The organism is Ottowia oryzae, from assembly GCF_003008535.1.
Taxonomy (GTDB): domain Bacteria; phylum Pseudomonadota; class Gammaproteobacteria; order Burkholderiales; family Burkholderiaceae_C; genus Ottowia; species Ottowia oryzae.
Window position 1 is genome coordinate 1,733,532 of the sequence record NZ_CP027666.1, and the last position, 20,434, is coordinate 1,753,965.

Genomic DNA, 20,434 nt, shown 5'->3' on the forward strand with positions numbered 1-20,434 from the left:
AGTTCCTATGCGCTGGACATAGCAGTGCACTCTAAATACTCCTGTTTGAATACCTGTTGTCCACCCATGGAGATCAAAAATTGAAAATCCGATTTATGTCGGGGAATGAGCACAAGATCGCTGAAGTGCAGCGGATTCTTACCCCAGCTGGGGTAAATGTTGTGCCAGTGTCGAAGAAAATCGAGGAATTGCAGACCGAAGACGTCGAGAGGTTGGTTCGGGACAAGCTCACGAAAGCGTTCGATGCGATCGGCCGTCCGTTGTTCGTTGAACATACGGGTTTGTATCTGAATGGCCTTAATGGACTTCCAGCAGGCTTGACACAGATCTTCTGGGACAAGCTCCAGGCAGACCGCTTTGTCGACCTCGTCGCCGGCCTTGGCGACAACAAGGTCACCGCAAAGACGGTCCTTGGGTACTGCGACGGACGCGAAATCCACTTGTTCGAAGGCGCAATCGAGGGGACTGTGCCACGCGACCCCGCGGGCCCTACTGGCTTCCAGTGGGACTGCGTTTTTGTCCCAGATGGCGGCAATCAAACGTTTGCGGAGATGGGATCAGCTAAGGACAGTATCTCTATGCGTCGCAAAGCATTGGATTTGTTTGCGGCGCATCTTAAAAATTTGAAAGGCATGCAATGAAGGAAGATCTGTTCGATGCGCATCGCACCGGGAGGTTGATTCTGTTTGCGGGCGCAGGAGTGTCTGCCAATCTTGGCCTGCCCAGTTGGGAGGAGTTGATCGCGCATATTGCGGAACAGCTTGGCTACGACCCGAAGATTTTTTCCACGTATGGTACTCATCTGGCTCTTGCGGCATTCTACAGAACAAAGAAAGGTGGTCTTGGTTCGCTGCGGAGTTGGATGGATCGTGAATGGCACAAGTCATCTACGGATATCTCAACGTCTGATATTCATCGGCTGATTACCCGGGGGAATTTTTCAAAAATATACACAACCAATTACGATCGTTGGCTGGAGTACGCTCACGATCATTTTGGTGTCAAGTACGATAAAATTTCTAGCGTTGTCGATCTTGTTTCCACTAGTGATGGACGTCGGCAAATTGTTAAGTTTCATGGTGACTTCGACTCAGACGCGTCGATCGTCCTAGATGAGACGAGTTATTTTGAACGGCTAGGCTTCGATACCCCGCTGGATATTAAGCTTCGCAATGATGTCTTGGGTAGCTCGGTTCTCTTTGTCGGCTATAGCCTCAACGATCTCAATATTCGGTTGATGTTCTATCGTCTGACTGAAATGTGGGGACGCTCCAACTTGGCATCTGCAAGACCGAAATCGTATGTCTTTACCAATCGACCGAATCCCGTTGCCGAGGAACTCTTGAGTCATTGGGGGATCGAGATGATCGTTTCAGATGAGGATGATCCCAAGAAGGCGTTGACAGATTTCCTCCAAGAGCTAGTGGGGTGAGAAAGCCTCGCCGGGCCAGGAATGGCGACGACAAGAGGGGGCGCCAAGGCGCAGACCGCAAATGACATGGGTCAACCAACTGCGTGCATCGACGGTAACCTTGAGGCCCGATGCTATGCATTGGGTTCGTCTGCTCGGCGGAAGGCAACTTCACTGTCGACTATTCGCTTCAGTACTTATCGCATTCCTCCGCCAAAAATCCCATCCACCTCCGCCCTGAAGGCCGGCGCCACCACCGACATTGGCTCCGACCGCTGAAACGGCGCCACCTCTTCGCCTGCGCCGCGCGGGCCGGTTGGTGCAGCCTTCGCCTCAGCTCGCGCCTTGGCCTCATCGCGCGTTTCCCATTCGTCCACCAGCTTGCGCGCTTGCTCGAAAGCGTCGCTCAGGGTGGCGGCCTGGGGCATGGCGTCTTTGAACAGGGCGCGGCCGAAGTAGGTGAATTCGTTGTCGTCGGCGCAGCCGAAGGAGGTGCGGTCGGCCCGCGCGGCGGTGATGACCCAGGTGCGCTCGCCCTGCAGCGCGGGCACAAAGCCGCCGGCATAGCAGGCCGAGACGACGACGACCTGGTTGCGGATGCCGGTGGCTTTCAGCAGCTGGCCCAGCCGCGCGGCGGGCAGGTCGGGCAGGGCCATGCGCGGCATGTCGAGTGACAGCTCGTGCGTGCGCGATCCGTGGCTGGTCAGGAAGACAAAGAGCAGGTCGCGCTCGCGGTTCATCTTCTGCGCCAGGGCTTGCAGGGCTTGTTCGATGCTGTGGGTGGTGGCCAGCGGCAGGCGTTCGGCGCTGCTGCGGCTGTTGACCAGGCTGACCGAACGGCCGCGGGTGCCAAAGCGCTTGGCCATCAGCTCGTCCACGTACGCCACTTCGCGGCGAAACACTTCCTGCTGGCCGTCGCCAGCCACGTACAGGGCGTAGATCTGCGGCGCGGGGCCGCTGCTGGGCAGCAGCTGGTCGAACTGCGCTTGCAGCAGGGCGGTCTGGTTGTAAAGGGCGGCTTCGTTGTTGTGGGCGGCCAGCTGGGGCGTGTCGGCCAGGGTGCCGTCGCCCGTGGTGCCCAGGTATTGGCCCGCGCGCCAGTAGCCGGTTTGCACGCTGCCGTCGGGGCGGGTCAGCTGGCCGGGGCCGTCGGGCTGGTCAGCGCTGAAGCTGCCCAAGTAGGTGCTGCCGTCGGCGTTTTTCAATTCGCCCTGGCCCTGCGCCTGGCGGTAGTGCAAGGGGCCGGTGTAGCGGCTGCCGTTGGCGTATTCGATGGTGGCGGGGCCGGTGGTGTCGCCCATGTCAAATTGGCCGCGCACCACGGCCTTGTCGGCGCGCGTCCACACGCCGCGGCCATGGGGCGTGTTGGCCACCACCGGGCCTTCAAACCGGTCGCCCGTGGGCCAGCTGATCTTGACGCTGCCCACGGGTTGAAAGGCCTTGAACGTGCCTTCAATGACGCTGCCGTTCTGGTCGGTCATGCGGCCGGGGCCCGTCAGCTCGTCTTTTTGGAAGGTGCCTTCGTACACGTAGTCGCTCAAGGTCAGCTTGCCCTGGCCTTGCATCAGGCCGTGGCGCAGTTGGCCTTCGTACACCCAGTCGTCGCCGCGCGTCAGGCGGCCCCGGCCATCCATGTAGCCCTGACTGAACTGGCCGTGGTACTCAAAGCCGTGGCCGGTCAGTACGCCCTGGCCACTCATCGCGCCGTCCGCAAAGTGGCCTACATAGCGGTCGCCCGACGCCCACTGCACGCGGCCCTGGCCGTGCAGCTTGCCGCGCAGCAGCGGCCCGCAGTAGCGGCCGCCGTCGACCAGCGTCAGCGCATGCTGGGGCGGCGGGCAGTCGGCGCGCTGAGTCGCCGTGGGGGCGGGGCCGGTGCTGCTCACGGCGACGGGCGGCTCGGCTGCGCCCGCTGCGCCGTGGGCCAGCAGCCATAGCGCGGCCAGCGGCGCGAGGCGGTACGGGCGGCGGCCGTCGGTGCTGGGGGTGCGGGCGGTGCGAGGCTGAGACGTGAAAACCATGGCGAAGCTGCTTGTTGATTGCGCGGGTTGGCGAGGCAGTTTAGGGCTTGGCCGGGGCGCGAAGCTGAGGTGCCTGGGGGAAGTGCGGTGGCGCGTTGGCGGCCGGCGACAGGCCCGCAGGGTGGGTGGCGCGCGCGCCGGGGCGCAGCACGGCGGACGTGCGGTTGAGCAGGCGAGGGCAGGCCAGGGGAGCGCAGCGCTGGGCCGGGGCTTGCAAGGTCCGAGCCGTGCGGTACGGCGATGCGGCGGTGCACGAACCGGTTGGTTGGTCAGACCGATTTGCTATGAAAACACAAGCTGCCAGCGCTGGTGGGGCTTGCGCCAGAGGCCCATTTGCCTTGAAATCGCCCGCGCCAAGGGTTGGCATTTAATTCGCTATGAAAAGCGAAGCTGCCACCGCTTGTCCAGCGGGCGCTGGCGCCTGTTTTCATTCAGATTGGAACGCCCTGCTGAATGGGGCGGCATTGCGCAGCACAGGCGCGTCAAGCTGGCGGAGCAGCGCCGTCGGCGAGCAGGTTCCAGTCGCGCATGCGGCGGTACAGGGTGCCGCGGGAGATGTTCAGGGCGCGCGCGGCTTTCGACACGTTGCCGCCGTGGGCGGCCAGGGTGTCTTCGATCAGCTTGCGGTTGTGCTCGCGCAGCGTCGTGACGCCGGGGGCAGGCGCTGCATCGGCCACGGCCAGGGGCGCGCCAGGTTGCGGGCTGGCCGGATCTGGCGCGGTGGCGTTGCTGGGCGGTGGTTCGGCCGTGGGGGCGGTGGGGGCGCTGGCGGTGGTCAGCGGCGTGGGTGCAGTGGGCGCCGTGGGTGGGGCGGGTGCGGCGTGTGGGGTCGCGATGGCCAGCCCGGTTGGCGCGGCCGGGGCGCGCGGCGCGGCATGGTGGCTGGCGGCGCTGCGCGGGCCCAGGCCGTCTGGCGCGCGCAGGCGGGCCTGCACCCAGGCGCGCAGGCCGTTGGCCAGGGGCAGGCACTGCGGGGCGGCGTGGCGGCTGAGGTGCAGCAGCGTGCCCAAGTCGTGCCCGAACAGGGTTTGCACGTCGCGCGGGCCGTCTGCCAGTGGGCGCCGGCCCACCAGGCGCGCCCCGGCGTCGTTCAGCCAGGCCACGGTGCCGTCGGCGGCAATGCCCGCCAGCCCTTGCAGCGGGGTGTGCAGCAGCTCGGGGCTGGTCTGAAAGCACAGCACCAGGTGTTCGTGCGACTGCGCTTGCAGCAGGGCGTTTTCAATGGTGGTGGCGTGCACCGCCACCATGCCGCCCGCGTCGAAGTCAAAGGGCCGCGCCAGCGCCGTGAGGTTGAGCACGCCCACCAGCTGCCCGGCCACGTCGCGGATGGGCGCGGCCGCGCATTGGAGGATGTGCAGGTCGTCAAAGTAATGTTCTGCGCCCGAGACGGTGCAGGCCTGCCCCGTGGCGGCGACGATGCCGGGCGCGGTGGTGCCCGAGGCCTGTTCGCCAATGTTCGAGCCGGCCTGCGCCAGGTGGCGCGACAGCAGCGGCGGCGCGCTGGGCGGCACGGGGCTGAGGTACAGCGCCACGCCGTCGCCATCGGTCAGCAGCACGCGCACGCTGGCGCTGGCCAGCGCTTGCTCCAGCGCGCCCAGCTCGCGCTGCGCGGCGTGCAGCAGGCCGCGGCTGCGCTCTTGCGTGGCGTGCAGGCGGCTGGGCGTGACGGGGTCGAAGGCGACCAGCCGGTGCGTGTCCAGCCGCATGCGGTGGCAGCGCATCCACGACTGGATGACCGCCTCGCTCACCAGGCCCGACGGGCGCACGCCTTCCTCGAAGAACTGGCGCCGCGCAGTGGCGGCGCGCTCGGTCGGGGTGTTCAGGAACAGCTGGCGCGGTGCGTTGGGCAGGGGACGCGTGGCTAAAGGCATGCGCGGGTTCATGAGGCGGCGTGAAACAAAGGGGCGGCAGCGTTGAAGCGGCACCGACTGTGTTCCGGAATGGAACACATTGCCCCCGGGGTATTCCCTGAGGTGCGTGTAACGGCCCGCATCGCGATGCTCTGCGCGTAACGATCCCGCGAAGAACGAAGGAGACAGCATGATCAATCGCCCCATCGGCTGGGCACTGGGCGCAGCGCTGTGCCTGGGCGCCGCCACCGTGCCCGCCCAGCAGCCGGCCGCGGCCCGCGCTGCGGCCGTCCAACAGGTGGACCAGGCCTTCATCCGCGCCAATGCCGCCAAGACGCCCGACTGGCCGACCATCGGCGTGGACTACGCCGAGACGCGCTACAGCCGCCTGAGCCAGATCGACACCGGCAACGTGAACAAGCTGGGCCTGGCCTGGTCGTACAACTTGGAATCCACGCGCGGCGTGGAGGCCACGCCCGTGGTGGTCAACGGCGTGATGTACGTCACCGCGTCCTGGAGCGTGGTGCACGCCATTGACGCGCGCACCGGCCAGAAGCTGTGGACGTACGAGCCGAAGGTGGACCGCACGATGGGATCGAAGGGCTGCTGCGACGTGGTCAACCGCGGCGTGGCATTGTGGAAGGGCAAGGTCTACGTGGGCGCGTTCGATGGGCGGCTGATCGCGCTGGACGCAGTCACCGGCAAGGTGGTCTGGGAAAAGAACACCATCGAAGGCCAAAAGGGCGCCTACACCAGCACCGGCGCGCCGCGCGTGTTCAAGGGCAAGGTGATCATCGGCAACGGCGGCGCCGAATACGGCGTGCGCGGCTACATCACCGCGTACGACACCGAAACCGGCAAGCAGATCTGGCGCTGGTACAGCGTGCCGGGCGACCCCAGCAAGCCGTTTGAAGACGAATCCATGCGCCGCGCCGCCAAGACGTGGGACCCGAGCGGCAAGTGGTGGCAAGCCGGTGGCGGCGGCACCATGTGGGATTCGATGGTGTTCGACCCGCAGCTCAACCTGATGTACGTGGGCACCGGCAACGGGTCGCCCTGGTCGCACCGCGCGCGCAGCCCCAAGGGCGGCGACAACCTGTACCTGGCCTCCATCGTCGCGCTGGACCCGGACACCGGCCACTACAAATGGCACTACCAGGAAACGCCGGGTGACAACTGGGACTACACCTCCACCCAGCCGATGATCCTGGCCGACCTGACCATCGCCGGCAAGCCGCGCAAGGTGATCCTGCACGCGCCCAAGAACGGCTTTTTCTTCGTGATCGACCGCGTCACGGGCCGCTTCATATCGGCCAAGAACTTCGTGGACGTGAACTGGGCCACCGGCTACGACAAGAACGGCCGGCCGATCGGCATCGCCTCGGCCCGCGACGTGGACAAGCCTAACGACGCCATCCCCGGCCCCAACGGCGCGCACAACTGGCACCCCATGTCGTTCAACCCCAAAACGGGGCTGGTGTACCTGCCCGCGCAGCACATCCCGATTGAGCTGAAGGACGACAAGAACTGGCGCTTCAACCAGAGCGCGCCGGGGCAGCTGCAGTCCGGCACGGGTTGGAACACCGCCAAGGTCATCCCGGCCGAGCCGCCCACCAGCAAGCCGATGGGCCGCCTGGTGGCGTGGGACCCGGTGGCGCAAAAAGAAGCCTGGCGGGTGGAGCACGTTGCGCCATGGAACGGCGGCACGCTCACCACGGCGGGCAACCTGGTGTTCCAGGGCACGGCCGACGGGCGCATGGTGGCCTACAACGCCACCAACGGCGAAAAGCTGTGGGAATCGCCCGTAGGCACCGGCGTGGTGGCTGCGCCCAGCACCTACACGGTGGATGGGCAGCAGTACGTCGCCGTGGCCGTGGGCTGGGGCGGTGTGGGCGGCCTGGCCGACCGCGCCACCGAACGCAACAGCCCCGGCACCGTGTACGCGTTTGCGGTGGGGGCCACCGCCAAGATGCCTGCATTCGTCGAGTACCGCATGGGCAAGCTCGTTCAGGGCGTGCCCTACGACCCGGCCAAGGCGCAGCTGGGCGCCGGGCTGTACCTGGCCAACTGCCTGGCCTGCCACGGCGTGCCCGGCGTGTCGCGCGGCGGCGCCATTCCCAACCTGGGCTACATGGACGCGGCCATCATCCGCGACCTGAGCAAGTTCATCTTCAAAGGCCCGGCCACCGACCGGGGCATGCCGGACTTCACCGGCAAGCTGACGAACGACGAGGTGGAGGCGATCAAGGCCTTCATCCAGGGCACGGCCGATTCCATCCGGCCCAAGAAGTAAGGGCCGCGCCCCGCCGCGCCACTGTGCTGGCGCCGCGGGGCAACAGGCCCTGGAACCTGTTTGGCATCACGGAGCAAATCAGCATGAAAGATTCGACCAAGTTCTACATCGACGGGCAATGGGTCGCCCCCGCCGAGCCGCAGGCGCGCACGCACGATGTGGTCAACCCATCCACCGAAGAGCCGGTGGGCCGCATCAGCCTGGGCACCGCCGCCGACGTGGACAAGGCCGTGGCCGCAGCAAGGCGCGCCTTTGAAAGCTATTCCAAAACCACGCGCGAAGAGCGGCTGGCGCTGCTCGCCCGCGTGCTGGCGGTCTATCAGAAGCGCTTCAACGATGTGGTGAGCACCGTGTCGCAAGAAATGGGCGCGCCGCTGTGGCTGTCCCAATCGGCGCAGGCCGCGCTGGGGCTGGCGCACCTGGGCGTGGCCATCGAGGTGCTCAAGGCGTTTCCGTTTGAAGAGGTGCGCGGCACCACCGCCGTGTTGCATGAGCCGGTGGGCGTGGTCGGCATGATCACGCCGTGGAACTGGCCCATCAACCAGATCATGTGCAAGGTGGCGCCCGCGCTGGCGGCCGGTTGCACGATGGTGCTGAAGCCCTCAGAGGTGGCGCCGCTGAACGCGCTGCTGGTGGCGGAGATCCTGGACGAGGCGGGCGTGCCGCCGGGCGTGTTCAACCTGGTCAACGGCGACGGCCCCGGCGTGGGCGAAGCCATGGCCGCGCACCCTGGCATCGACATGATGACCTTCACCGGCTCCACCCGCGCGGGCATCGCCGTGGCCAAGGCCGCCGCCGATACCGTCAAGCGCGTGGCGCAAGAGCTGGGGGGCAAGTCGGCCAACATCGTGCTGGACGACGCCAACCTGGAAACCGCCGTGACGCAGGGCGTGCAGGCGGTGCTGATGAATTCGGGCCAAAGCTGCAACGCGCCCACCCGCATGTTCGTGCCCCGCGCCCAACAGGCCCAGGCGCTGGCCATTGCCAAGGCCGTGGCCGACGCCACCCGCATCGCCGACGCCATGGCCGAAGGCATGCACATGGGCCCCGTGGCCAGCCAGGCGCAGTTCAGCAAGATCCAGGGCTTGATTCAAAAGGGCCTGGACGAAGGCGCCACGCTGGCCACCGGCGGGCCCGGCCGCCCCGATGGCATGGCCAAGGGCTTTTTCGTCAAACCCACCGTGTTTGGCGACGTGCGCAACGACATGACCATCGCCCGCGAAGAAATCTTTGGGCCGGTGCTGGTCGTCATCCCGTACGACACCGAGGAAGACGCCATCCGCATGGCCAACGACACGCCCTACGGCCTGTCGGGCTACGTGCAATCGGCCGACCTGGACCGCGCCCGCCGCGTGGCCGCGCGCCTGCGCACGGGCATGGTGCACCTGAACGGCGCGGGGCCCGACTTTGCCGCCCCCTTTGGCGGGTACAAACAGTCGGGCAATGGCCGGGAATGGGGCGACTACGGCTTTCGTGAGTTCCTTGAAGTCAAGGCGGTGATGGGCTTCGAGGCCAAGCTCGTTGCCGCATGAATATATCAAAAAGATAGCTGCCGGCGCTTGCTGCACGGGCGCTGGAGGCCTGTTGGGCTTGAAGAGCCTGGGCCGATCCTGCGCTGCGGCGTGCCTGGGCACGCTGCTGGCCGCGCCGGGCCATGCGCAGACCGCGCCCACACCCACGCCCACGCCCGCCGAGCCAAACACTTCGCTGGATGAGGTGGTCATCAGCGCCGGGCGGCAGGCGCAAAAGAGCTTTGACGTGCCCGCCGCCGTGCAGTCGGTGGACCAGGCCACCATCGACCAGGCCGGCCCGCGCGTGAACCTGTCCGAATCGCTCAACCGCGTGCCCGGCATCACGGTGCTGAACCGGCAGAACTACGCGCAGGATCTGCAGCTGTCGATCCGCGGATCGGGCGCGCGGTCGGCCTTCGGCATTCGCGGCGCGCGCGTGATCGTGGACGGCATCCCCGCCACCATGCCCGACGGGCAGGGCCAGGCGTCCACCATCAGCCTGCCTTCGGCCGCGCGCCTCGAGGTGCTGCGCGGCCCCATGGCGCTGCTCTACGGCAATTCGTCGGCCGGCGTGGTGCAGGTGTTCACCGCCGATGGGCCCGCGCGCCCCACCGTCACCGGCACGGTGGACGTGGCCCCCAACGGCCTGCTGCGCCTGGGCGCGCAGGCGGCGGGCCAGCAGGGCCGGCTGAACTACGTGCTGGATGTCAGCGACTTTCGCACCGACGGCTGGCGCGACAACAGCGCCGCCCGGCGCCGCCACCTGAACGCCAAACTGCGCATCGACCTGGACGAGCGCACGCGCCTCACGCTGGTGGCCAACGTGTTCGACCAGCCGCAGTCTGGCGACGCGCTGGGCCTGACGCGTGCGCAGATGCAGGCCAACCCGCGCCAGGCCGATGCACGATCGACCGAATATCAGGCGGGCAAAAGCGTATCGCAGGCGCAGCTGGGCGCGGTGCTGAGCCACCGCCCCGATGCCGACACCGAAATCACCGCGCGCGCCTACTACGGCCAGCGCGATCTGGACAACCGCCTGTCCATCCCCTTGTCGGCGCAGACCGCGCCCACGGCGGCGGGCGGCATCGTCGATCTGGACCGCAGCTACAGCGGCCTGGGCCTGGCGTTCAGCCACGGCATGGCGATGGGCCAGGGGCGGCTGCGCCTGACGGCGGGGCTGGAGCTGGAGCAGATGCGCGAGCACCGGCGCGGCTACATCAACAACCTGGGCGCGCGCGGCGACCTCAAGCGCGACGAGGACGACACCGCCCAAAGCACCGGCCTGTACGCGCAGGGCGACTGGGCCATCAACGAGCAATGGAGCGCCGTTGCCGGCCTGCGCGCCAGCCGCATCGACCTGCGCGTGCGCGACCATTTCATCCGCCCCGGCAACCCCGACGACAGCGGCCGCACGCGGTTCAACGCGATGCAGCCCATGCTGGGCATCACACGCCACCTGGGTGAAAACACCAACGTGTACGCCAACGTGGGGCGCGGCTTTGACACGCCCACGCTGGCCGAGATGGGCTACCGTGCCGGCGGCAGCGGCCCCAACCTGGACCTGCGCGCCGCGCGCAGCACCCACGCCGAAGTGGGGCTGAAGACGCGCCTGTCTGACACGCAGCGGCTGGACGTGGCGCTGTTTCACATCCGCACGCAGGGCGAACTGGTGGTGGCCGCCAGCAGCGGCGGGCGCAGCATTTACGCCAATGCGGGGCGCACCACGCGCTCGGGCGTCGAGGTGGCGTACACCGCGCAGTTCACCCCCGAATGGCGCGCCCACCTGGCGTTGTCAACCCTGAACGCGCGCTTTGCCGACGCCTTCAGCAGCGGCGGCGCCACGGTGCCCAAGGGCAACCGCATCCCTGGCACCATGGAACGTACGCTGTTTGCCGAAGTGGCCTGGCAACCCAAGGCTTGGCCGGGTTTCAACGCCGCGCTGGAGGCCATGCACCTGGGCCGCATGGCGGTGGACGACAGCAATTCCGACCGCACCTCGCCCGCCACCGTGTTCAACCTGCGCCTGGGCTGGCAACAGCGCGCGGGCGGCTGGACGCTGCGCGAATACCTGCGGGTGGACAACCTGGGCGACAAGCGCTATGTGGGCTCGGTCATCGTCAACGACGGCAACGGCCGGTTTTTTGAGCCCGCGCCGGGGCGGCAGTGGGCGGTGGGCGTCAGCGCGAGCTACGCATTCTGAAGCGGGGCCAAGGTGGCCTGTGCGGCCCGTGCAGCGTATGCAAGCCCTGCGGTTGGCTATAAAAAAAGATAGCTGCCAGCGCTGGTGCTGCCTGCGATGGCGGCCTATTTGTCCAATAAAACCACCACGGCGCCCGCCCCACCTTCCAGCGGGCGGGCCTGCACAAAGGCCAGCACTTCCTTCTTTTGAATCAACCAGCCGTGCACCTTGCCCTTGAGCACCGGCGTGCGCCCTGGCGAGCCCAAGCCCTTGCCATGCACCACGCGCACGCAGCGCACGCCCGCGCGGTACGCGCCGCGAATGAATTGGCCCAGCGCCTCGCGCGCCTCGTCGGTGCGCAGCCCGTGCAGGTCGATCTCGCGCTGCACCGCCCAGTGGCCGCGCCGCAGCTTGGCCGTCACGTCCGTGCCCACGCCGGGGCGGCTGAAGCTCAGGTCGCCGTCCACGTGCAGCAGCGTGCTGGCGTCGAATTCGTCAGACAGCGATTCGCGCAGCACGGCCTGGTCGTCCAACTGGCGCTGGCGCGGCTCGGGCGGGGCGCCAGCCGGTGCGTGCACCACGCGGCCGTGCGCGCGCAGCGGCTGCGCAGGGCCCACGGCGCGCGCAAACAAGGTCTGGTCGGCGCGGGCCTGGCGCTGGGCGGCGGCGCGCTGCGCGGCCAGCTCAAGCTCGCGTTGGCGCGCCTGTGCCATCTCGGCCTTGATGGCCTTCAGGTCTTGCAGCGAATGGGCTTTCACAGCAGCCCCTGTTCGGCCATCGACAGCGCCTGGCCGGGGCCGACGATGACGTGGTCCAGCACGCGCACGTCCAGCAGGCTCAGCGCGGTTTTCAGCGTTTGCGTCAGCACCTCGTCGGCGCGGCTGGACCGCACGCTGCCGCTGGGGTGGTTGTGCGCCAGCACCACGGCCGCCGCGTGGTGGTGCAGGGCGCGCAAGGCCACTTCGCGCGGGTACACGCTGGTCTGGCTGAGCGTGCCGCGAAACAGCTCTTCCAGCGCGATCAGCCGGTGCTGGCTGTCCAGAAAAAGCACGGCAAACACCTCGTGCGGGCGTTGGCCCAGCTGCAGCTGCACGTAGTCCTTGACGGCGCCTGGCGTTTCAAACACCGGCTGGGTGCGCAGCTGCTCGGCCAGCGCGCGGCGCGCCAGTTCCAGCACGGCCACCAGCTCGGCCCGCTTGGCGCTACCGCCCAGCCCCTTGATGCGCTTCAAGTCGTCGGCGCTGGCGTGCAGCAGCCCGGCCAGGCCGCCAAAGCTGTCCAGCACTTCCTGAGCCATTTGCAGCACGCCGCGCCCGGCCGTGCCCGTGCGCAGCAGCAGGGCCAGCAGCTCGGCATCGGACAGCGCACCTGCGCCGCGCGCCAGCAGCTTTTCGCGCGGGCGGGCGTCGGGCGGAAGGTCTTTTAACGTCATGACCGGGGCAACAACGGGGGTTTCCTACAATCCGGGTCAGTTTATCTGGGACATTCATGACCACCGTTGATCCGGGCTCTTTCCTCACGCTGCACTACCGCCTGGCTGGCCCGCAGGGCGACGTCATCAGCACCTTTGGCAGCAAACCCGCCACGCTGACGCTGGGCACGGGAGAACTGTCGCCCGCCGTCGAAGAACGCCTGATCGGCCTGCAAGAGGGCGCCCACGCCACTTTTGAGCTGCCCGCAGGCGCCGCCTTTGGCGACCGCAACCCCGACATGATCCAGTGGCTGGCCCGCCGCGAGCTGGACAGCATGGGCGACCCGAACGAGCGTTACGACGTGGGCGACGTGGTGCAGCTGCCCACGCCCGACGGCCTGGGCCAGTTCGCCGGCGTGGTGCTGGATGTGCGCGACGATGGCGCGCTGCGGCTGGACTTCAACCACCCGCTGGCAGGCCAGCCGGTGACGTTTGAAGTGCAGCTGATCGGGGTACTGTGAAAGCACCCCCTGAGGCGCTGCACACCTTCCCCCTCCCCGGCGGGAGGGGGACAACGTCTGTGGCCGACGCAGGTTCGGCCACGGCGTTCGCTGGTGGGCCGGGCGCGATGTTTGTGCCGCCAGCATGCATGGATTGGTATTGAAGATGAACACTGCCCAAGACATCGTCCTGGCCGAGCCGCGCGGCTTTTGCGCGGGGGTGGACCGCGCCATCGAGATCGTCGAACGCGCGCTGGCCAAGTTTGGCGCGCCGATCTACGTGCGCCACGAGATCGTGCACAACACCTACGTGGTCAACGATCTGAAGGCCAAGGGCGCGATCTTCATCGAAGCGCTGTCCGACGTGCCGCCCGGCGCCACGCTGGTGTTCAGCGCGCACGGCGTGCCCAAGTCGGTAGAGCGCGAGGCCGAGGAGCGCGGTTTCCAGGTGTTCGACGCCACCTGCCCGCTGGTCAGCAAGGTGCACGTGGAAGTGGCCAAGCTGCGCAAGGAAGGCTACGAATTCATCATGATCGGCCACAAGGGTCACCCCGAAGTGGAAGGCACGATGGGCCAGCTGGACGGCGGCATCCACCTGGTGGAAGACGTGCAAGACGTGGCGCGCATCCAACCCGCCCAAGAGGCCAAGCTGGCCGTGGTCACCCAGACCACGCTGAGCGTGGACGACGCGGCCGGCATCTCCGCCGCCGTGAAGGCGCGCTTTCCGCAGGTGCGCGAGCCCAAGCAGCAAGACATTTGCTACGCCACGCAGAACCGGCAGGACGCAGTGAAGCTGCTGGCGCCGAAGGTGGACGTGGTCATCGTCGTGGGCAGCCCCACCAGCAGCAACAGCAACCGCCTGCGTGAGTTGGCGGCCAAGCTGGGCACCGAGGCGTACATGGTCGACAGCGCTGACGAACTGCAGCCCGCCTGGGTGGAGGGCAAGCAGCGCATCGGCCTGACGGCGGGTGCGTCGGCGCCCGACATCCTGGTGCGCCAGGTGATCGAGCGGCTGCGCGCGCTGGGCGCCGTGTCGGTCAGCAAGCTGGCGGGCATCGAAGAGACGGTGAAGTTCCCCCTGCCCAAGGGCCTGCGGCTGGAAGGCGCCGCCGAGGTGAATCTGGAACACCTGCGCTGAGCGACGTGGCGCGGGTAGGGCACCTGGCGCTTTGATATCAAAAGCATAGCTGCCAGCGCTTGCTGCATGGGCGCTAGAGTCCTGTTTGTCTTGTAACAATGCCCTAGGGCAGCGTGCCAGCCGCTCCGCTCGCGGGGGTGCTACCGGGCGGGCGCAGCTGAGGGCCGCCCCGCGGCCCCGCCGCCGCGCTGGCCGACCCGCGCGCCCTACAATCTCGGCCATGCTTGATCCCCTTCTTCTCCGCAAAGACCTGGACCGCGTGGTCGCCGGTCTGCAGTCGCGCAAGAACCCCCAGCCCTTTCTGGACGTGGCCGCTTTCCAGGCGCTGGAAACCGAGCGCAAAACGCTTCAAACCCGCACCGAAGAGCTGCAGTCGCAGCGCAACACGGCCAGCAAGCAGATCGGCCAGCGCAAGGCCAAGGGCGAAAGCGCCGACGACCTGATGGCCCAGGTGGCCGCCATCAAGGACGAGCTGGACAGCTCTGCCGCCCGCCTGGACGCGCTGCAGGCCGAGTTGAACGACCTGTTGTTGGGCGTGCCCAACCTGCCGCACCCCAGCGTGCCCGTGGGCGCCGACGAAACCGGCAATCAGGAAGTGCGCCGCTGGGCGCCGCATGGCCTGGCGCCGCGCGCGTTCGACTTTCCCGTGCGCGACCATGTCGAGCTGGGCGAACCGCTGGGCCTGGACTTTGAAACAGGCACCAAGCTGGCCGGCGCGCGCTTCTCGTTCATGCGCGGGCCCGTCGCGCGCCTGCACCGCGCGCTGGCGCAGTTCATGCTGGACTTGCAGACGGGCGAGCACGGCTACACCGAGTGCTACACGCCCTACATCGTCAACGCCGACACCTTGAAAGGCACCGGGCAGCTGCCCAAGTTCGCGGCCGACCTGTTCGCCGCGAAAAAGGGCGGCCAGGACGGCGAGGGCGAAGCGCTGTACCTGATCCCCACGTCCGAAGTCACGCTGACCAGCGTGGTGGCTGGCGAGATCGTGCCTGAGGCCGATCTGCCCATCCGCCTGACGGCCCACACGCCGTGCTTCCGCTCTGAGGCGGGCAGCGCCGGTCGCGACACGCGCGGGCTGATCCGCCAGCACCAGTTCGACAAGGTGGAGATGGTGCAAATCACCCACCCCGACCAAAGCTACGACACGCTGGAGCAGATGGTCGGCCACGCCGAGGCTGTGCTGCAAAAGCTGGAGCTACCCTACCGCGTGGTGCTGCTGTGCACCGGTGACATGGGTTTTGGCAGCACCAAGACCTACGACCTGGAAGTGTGGGTGCCCGCGCAAGACACCTACCGCGAAATCAGCTCGGTCAGCAACTGCGAAACCTTCCAGGCCCGCCGCATGCAGGCGCGCTTCAAGAACGCGCAAGGCAAGAACGAGCTGGTGCACACCCTCAACGGCTCAGGCTTGGCCGTGGGCCGCGCCCTGGTCGCCGTGCTGGAAAACCACCAGAACGCCGATGGCTCCATCAACGTGCCCGCAGCACTGCGGCCCTACCTCGGCGGGCTGGAGAAACTGTCCGCCGCGTGAACGCAGGCGCGCAGGACGCGGGCGCGCCCTCGGCGGATGAATTGGCTGTGGTGCCGATGGCGCCCTTGACCGATGCCCAGTTCATCGCCATCGCCCGCAGCAACCCCGTCAACGCCGAGCTGCTGCGCCGCCTGCCGGCGCTGGGCCTGCCCCAATGCCGCCTGACGGCCGGGTGCTTGTTCCAGGCGCTCTGGAACCAGCGCAGTGGCCAGCCGCCCGACGCGGGCGTCAGCGACTACGATGTCTTCTACTTCGACGGCAGCGATCTGTCCTGGCAAGCCGAAGACACCGTCATCCGCCGCGCGCAGGCCCTGTTCGCAGACCTGAACGCCACCGTCGAAATCCGCAACCAGGCCAGAGTCCACCTCTGGTACCCCCAACGCTTTGGCGCACCGTACCCGCCATTGCAAAGCGCCCAAGACGGCATCGACCGCTACCTGGTCGAATGCACCTGCGTCGGCATCCAGGTCGACACCGGCCAGCTGTACGCACCCCATGGCTTGGGCGACCTGCAGGCAGGCCGCTTGCGCATCAACCGCAAGTTTGGCCAACCCGCCATGTTCGCCGCCAAGGCAGCCAGCTACCGCCAGCGCTGGCCCTGGCTGCAGGTGGTTTGATCCCCAGGCCAGCGGCCCGCCAGCGAACCCAGACCGGCCGCTGCCCACACGCTTGCGGATTCCGAGGCCCAGGCGGCCCCACTAGCTCGTCTGTGCTGCTAGAATCCGCCATTCGACACAGACACAGGAGAGGTGGCAGAGTGGTCGAATGCGCCGGACTCGAAATCCGGTATACGGTTCACCGTATCGAGGGTTCGAATCCCTCCTTCTCCGCCAATCACAAGGGCCTGATGCTACAGAAAATGTAGTTCAGGCCCTTTTCTTTGTGCGCGTCGGGTAGCTTTTTGCCTAATCCTGCCTACGGCAACCGATAGCGCAGCAGCGCTCAAGTGGCTGTGCCGGGCAGTGTTGCGTCTCTCACCGTGCCCCAAGGCCTTGCCTGCCGTGTACCGGCGCCCGCGCCGGCTGAGGAAGCCGCCTACCTGCCACTCGCAAGTGCGGCCACCGATGGGATGCCCCGGCTTAAATCAAACAGCCCACGTAGGCCCCGGGGCGGCTCATGCCGACTTGTAACGGATCGGTATTCTGCGGCCCGCTGCCAATGCTATGGTTGCGCCCATGCCTGCCACCGTTTCTTCGCCTTCCACCTTCTGTCGCCCAATTGCCGAACTAGGTTCGCGCAGGGATTCGCTGAGTCGGCTGGGCCAGGTCGGCTTGTCGCTGGCCTTGGCGGCGCTCACGGCTGCGTGTTCCAGCCCTTCGGTGCGCCCTGCGCCGCCCGTGGCCACCACGCCGCAAGCGCCTGCGCGTCAGCCAGAGCTGGCGGCTTTCCGCGCGGTGTTGCGGGCGCAAGACGCGGTGCCGCGCACCGACAGTGCGGGGCAGGGCGAATTGGTGGCGGTGCTTAACCGCAAGACGGGGCTGCTGCAGTGGAAGCTCAATTTCACGCAGCTGAGCGGCCCCGTGCGCCGCGCCAGTTTTCACAGCCCCGGCATGAGCGGCGAGGTGGCGGCGCCCGTGGTGTCGCTCGGCCGCGCGGTGCTCAGCCCTTCGGAAGGGCGGGCGACGCTGACGCCCAAGCAGCGCGCCGATTTGCTGAATGGCCAGTGGTATGTGAACCTCATCACGGCGCGCTACCCCGATGGCGAGATTCGCGGCCAGTTGATCGAGCAGCACTGACGGCGCACCGCAGGCTGTGCCCGGCGGCGTGCACGGGTGCACGAATGGCAGGCGCGCAAGCCGGTGAATTGGCGCCCAATCGCGCGCAAAACGCGCTGTTTGCCTAAAATGGCGGCGATTTCCTGCCCTTCATAAGCGTCGGCCGCTTTCCGGCGCATCCGCAGCCCCTCGCTGCCGCAGGCCCCCGCCCATGAACGCCGTCGCCGAACGTTTTCAAGACGTTTCCTTCTTTCCGCGCGCGGCCAAGCCGCTGACCAGCTACAAGCCGTACTGGGCCAAGCGTTTTGGCACTGCGCCGTTTCTGCCCACCACGCGGGCCGAGATGGATGCGCTCGGCTGGGATTCGTGCGACATCGTCATTGTGACGGGCGATGCCTACGTCGACCACCCGAGCTTCGGCATGGCCGTGATCGGCCGCGTGCTCGAAGCCCAGGGCTTTCGCGTGGGCATCATCGCCCAGCCCGACTGGCAAAGCGCCGAGCCCTTCAAGGCGCTGGGCAAGCCCAACCTGTTCTGGGGCGTGACGGCGGGCAACATGGATTCGATGATCAACCGGTACACCGCCGACCGGAAGATCCGCAGCGACGACGCCTACACCCCCGGCGATGTGGGTGGCAAGCGGCCCGACCGCGCGGCCATCGTCTACAGCCAGCGCTGCCGCGAGGCTTTCAACGACGTGCCCATCGTGCTGGGCGGCATCGAGGGCAGCCTGCGCCGCATTGCCCACTACGACTACTGGAGCGACAAGGTGCGCCGCTCCATCGTGGTGGACAGCAAGTGCGATCTGCTGCTGTACGGCAACGCTGAACGCGCGCTGGTCGAGGTGGCGCACCGCCTGGCGCGGCGCGAGCCGGTGGAGCAGATCACCGACGTGCGCGGCACGGCCTTCGTGCGCCGCGCGTCCGAGCCCGGCTGGTTCGAGATCGATTCCACCGAGGTTGACCAGCCCGGCCGTGTCGACGCGCACATCAATCCGTACCAGACCACCGGCGAACAGGCGGCGGCGCAGGGCGCGTCTTGCGAACGTGAAAGCAATACGGCGGCCGCTTCTGATTTGATAGCTGCTGGCGCAGGTGTTGCGGGCGCTGGCGGCCAAAAAGGATTGAAAGATGAAGCGCAACCCCTGCGCTTCGTGCCCAACCCGGCGCTGCAGCGCGGCGCAGCTTCGGCCAAGGCCGCGGGCACGTCGGCCAACGCACCTGCGGCCACCGCCACCGCCACCGCAACCCCCAGCGCCAAGCCGCCCGCGCGCGCCCGCACCGTGATCCGCCTGCCCAGCTACGAGCAGGTCAAGAGCGACCCGGTGCTCTACGCGCACGCCAACCGCGTGCTGCACCTGGAGACCAACCCCGGCAACGCCCGCGCGCTGGTGCAGGCGCACGGCGAGGGCGCCACCGCGCGCGACGTGTGGATCAACCCGCCGCCCATCCCGCTGACCACCGCCGAGATGGACCAGGTCTTCGGCCTGCCCTACGCGCGCAGCCCGCACCCCAGCTACGCCGACGAGCGCGGCCGCCACGACGGCGCCACCAAGATCCCCGCGTGGGAGATGATTCGCTTTTCGGTCAACATCATGCGCGGCTGCTTTGGCGGCTGCACCTTCTGCAGCATCACCGAGCACGAAGGCCGCATCATCCAAAGTCGCAGCGAAGATTCCATCATTCGCGAGGTGGAAGAGATGCGCGACAAGGTGCAGGGCTTCACCGGCGTCGTCAGCGACCTGGGCGGCCCCACCGCCAACATGTACCGCCTGGGCTGCAAAAGCCCGCAGATCGAGGCGGCCTGCCGCAAGCCCAGCTGCGTGTACCCCGGCATATGCCAGAACCTGACGACCGACCACAAGCCGCTGATCGACATCTACCGCCGCACCCGCACGCTGCCCGGCGTGAAAAAGGTGCTGATCGGCTCAGGCCTGCGCTACGACCTGGCGGTGCAAAGCCCTGCGTACGTGAAAGAGCTGGTGCAGCACCACGTGGGCGGCTACCTGAAGATTGCACCCGAGCACACCGAAGAAGGCCCGCTGTCCAAGATGATGAAGCCGGGCATCGGCAGCTACGAGCGCTTCAAACAGCTGTTTGAAAAGTTCAGCGCCGAGGCGGGCAAGAAGCAGTTTTTGATTCCCTACTTCATCGCCGCGCACCCGGGCACCACGGTCGAAGACATGATGCAGCTGGCCATCTGGCTGAAGACCAACGGCTTTCGCGCCGACCAAGTGCAGGCGTTCTACCCCAGCCCCATGGCCACGGCCACGACGATGTACCACACGGGGCTGAACACCCTCAAGGGCATTCACCGCGACGAGCGCGCTGAAAAGGTGGACACGCCCAAGGGCGACCGCCTGCGCCGCCTGCACAAGGCTTTCCTGCGCTACCACGACCCCAACAACTGGCCGCTGCTGCGCCAGGCGCTGAAAGACATGGGCCGCGCCGATCTGATTGGCAACGGCAAGCAGCACCTGATTCCCAGCTACCAGCCGCTGGTCGATGGCGACTACCAAAGCGCCCGGCGCAAGAACAGCACGCAAGGCACCGGCACCGCAGGGCGCCAGGTGCTGTCGCAACAAGGCAAGGCGCACGCGCTGAGCAAATCCGGCGGCAAGCCCGCAGGCAAGGCCACCCGCGGCGGGGTAGAGCCCACCGAAGACGTGCGTTTTCGCACTGCCCAGCCCGCGCAGGGCAAGCTGCTCACGCAGCACACCGGCCTGCCGCCACGCGCTGGCACGGGCGCGGGCAAGCGCGCGGCTGGGGCAGCTACGGGCGGCCAAGGGCGTGGCCCCGCTGGGCGTGGGGCTCAACAAGGTGCGCCGCGCAAACCCGGCGCTCGACCCGCGCGCTGACTGCGCCGTGCAAA

The 20,434-nt window shown here is 67.3% G+C and carries 15 protein-coding genes and 1 tRNA gene; 12 read left to right on the top strand and 4 right to left on the bottom strand.

Going from position 1 to position 20,434, the window contains the following annotated elements:
* Nucleotides 1-80: 80 nt before the first annotated feature.
* Both C6570_RS08090 and C6570_RS08095 read left to right on the top strand, forming a co-directional pair.
* Nucleotides 81-641, top strand: a complete 561-nt coding sequence (locus C6570_RS08090) for a non-canonical purine NTP pyrophosphatase (protein WP_106702757.1) — start codon at nucleotides 81-83, stop codon at nucleotides 639-641.
* Nucleotides 638-1,432 carry an SIR2 family protein gene (locus C6570_RS08095; RefSeq protein ID WP_106702758.1) on the top strand — a complete coding sequence of 265 codons (795 nt, stop codon included), beginning with the start codon at nucleotides 638-640 and terminating at the stop codon, nucleotides 1,430-1,432. Before C6570_RS08090 ends, C6570_RS08095 begins: the two co-directional genes overlap by 4 nt.
* A gap of 176 nt (nucleotides 1,433-1,608) precedes the next feature.
* On the opposite strand, the gene C6570_RS08100 is transcribed toward C6570_RS08095, so the two are convergent.
* Nucleotides 1,609-3,432, bottom strand: a complete 1,824-nt coding sequence (locus tag C6570_RS08100) for a C13 family peptidase (protein WP_106702759.1) — start codon at nucleotides 3,430-3,432, stop codon at nucleotides 1,609-1,611.
* A 482-nt stretch (nucleotides 3,433-3,914) separates the two neighbouring features.
* Nucleotides 3,915-5,303 carry a helix-turn-helix domain-containing protein gene (locus C6570_RS08105; protein ID WP_106704587.1) on the bottom strand — a complete coding sequence of 463 codons (1,389 nt, stop codon included), beginning with the start codon at nucleotides 5,301-5,303 and terminating at the stop codon, nucleotides 3,915-3,917.
* Between the two features lie 169 nt (nucleotides 5,304-5,472).
* Between C6570_RS08105 and C6570_RS08110 the strand changes: the two genes are divergently transcribed.
* The 3 genes from C6570_RS08110 (at nucleotide 5,473) to C6570_RS08120 (ending at nucleotide 11,286) form a co-directional block, all read left to right on the top strand.
* Nucleotides 5,473-7,575, top strand: coding sequence for a PQQ-dependent dehydrogenase, methanol/ethanol family (locus C6570_RS08110; protein ID WP_106702760.1), 2,103 nt, complete (start codon nucleotides 5,473-5,475; stop codon nucleotides 7,573-7,575).
* Between the two features lie 83 nt (nucleotides 7,576-7,658).
* On the top strand, nucleotides 7,659-9,107 hold the full coding sequence (locus C6570_RS08115) for an aldehyde dehydrogenase family protein (protein WP_106704588.1): 1,449 nt from the start codon (nucleotides 7,659-7,661) through the stop codon (nucleotides 9,105-9,107).
* A gap of 52 nt (nucleotides 9,108-9,159) precedes the next feature.
* Nucleotides 9,160-11,286 carry a TonB-dependent receptor family protein gene (locus tag C6570_RS08120; protein WP_164675511.1) on the top strand — a complete coding sequence of 709 codons (2,127 nt, stop codon included), beginning with the start codon at nucleotides 9,160-9,162 and terminating at the stop codon, nucleotides 11,284-11,286.
* 104 nt (nucleotides 11,287-11,390) lie between these two features.
* Here the strand turns inward: C6570_RS08120 and C6570_RS08125 are convergent, their stop codons facing one another.
* Both C6570_RS08125 and radC read right to left on the bottom strand, forming a co-directional pair.
* Nucleotides 11,391-11,978, bottom strand: coding sequence for a Smr/MutS family protein (locus C6570_RS08125; protein ID WP_106704589.1), 588 nt, complete (start codon nucleotides 11,976-11,978; stop codon nucleotides 11,391-11,393).
* Between the two features lie 41 nt (nucleotides 11,979-12,019).
* Nucleotides 12,020-12,697, bottom strand: a complete 678-nt coding sequence (gene radC / locus C6570_RS08130; RefSeq protein ID WP_106702762.1) for a RadC family protein — start codon at nucleotides 12,695-12,697, stop codon at nucleotides 12,020-12,022.
* Between the two features lie 56 nt (nucleotides 12,698-12,753).
* On the opposite strand from radC, the gene C6570_RS08135 reads away from it, so the two are divergent.
* From C6570_RS08135 to C6570_RS08165, 7 genes are all read left to right on the top strand, one after another.
* The gene (locus C6570_RS08135; RefSeq protein ID WP_106702763.1) at nucleotides 12,754-13,197 is read left to right on the top strand and encodes an FKBP-type peptidyl-prolyl cis-trans isomerase; all 444 of its coding nucleotides are present in this window, start codon (nucleotides 12,754-12,756) and stop codon (nucleotides 13,195-13,197) included.
* A gap of 145 nt (nucleotides 13,198-13,342) precedes the next feature.
* Nucleotides 13,343-14,314, top strand: a complete 972-nt coding sequence (ispH, locus tag C6570_RS08140) for a 4-hydroxy-3-methylbut-2-enyl diphosphate reductase (RefSeq protein ID WP_106702764.1) — start codon at nucleotides 13,343-13,345, stop codon at nucleotides 14,312-14,314.
* 220 nt (nucleotides 14,315-14,534) lie between these two features.
* Nucleotides 14,535-15,848 (top strand): serine--tRNA ligase, encoded by a 1,314-nt coding sequence (gene serS / locus C6570_RS08145; protein WP_106702765.1) that lies wholly within the window; start codon nucleotides 14,535-14,537, stop codon nucleotides 15,846-15,848.
* Nucleotides 15,845-16,465: a nucleotidyltransferase family protein gene (locus C6570_RS08150; RefSeq protein WP_245896360.1), complete on the top strand. Its 621-nt coding sequence runs from the start codon at nucleotides 15,845-15,847 to the stop codon at nucleotides 16,463-16,465. The genes serS and C6570_RS08150 overlap by 4 nt, the downstream gene beginning before the upstream one ends.
* A gap of 126 nt (nucleotides 16,466-16,591) precedes the next feature.
* Nucleotides 16,592-16,681, top strand: a tRNA-Ser gene (locus tag C6570_RS08155).
* Nucleotides 16,682-17,023: 342 nt separating this feature from the next.
* A complete protein-coding gene (locus C6570_RS08160) occupies nucleotides 17,024-17,584 on the top strand; it encodes a CHRD domain-containing protein (RefSeq protein WP_164675512.1) in 561 nt (186 codons plus the stop codon).
* A 190-nt stretch (nucleotides 17,585-17,774) separates the two neighbouring features.
* Entirely contained in the window at nucleotides 17,775-20,420 is a 2,646-nt protein-coding gene (locus tag C6570_RS08165) for a YgiQ family radical SAM protein (RefSeq protein WP_106702767.1), read from the top strand.
* Nucleotides 20,421-20,434: the final 14 nt, after the last annotated feature.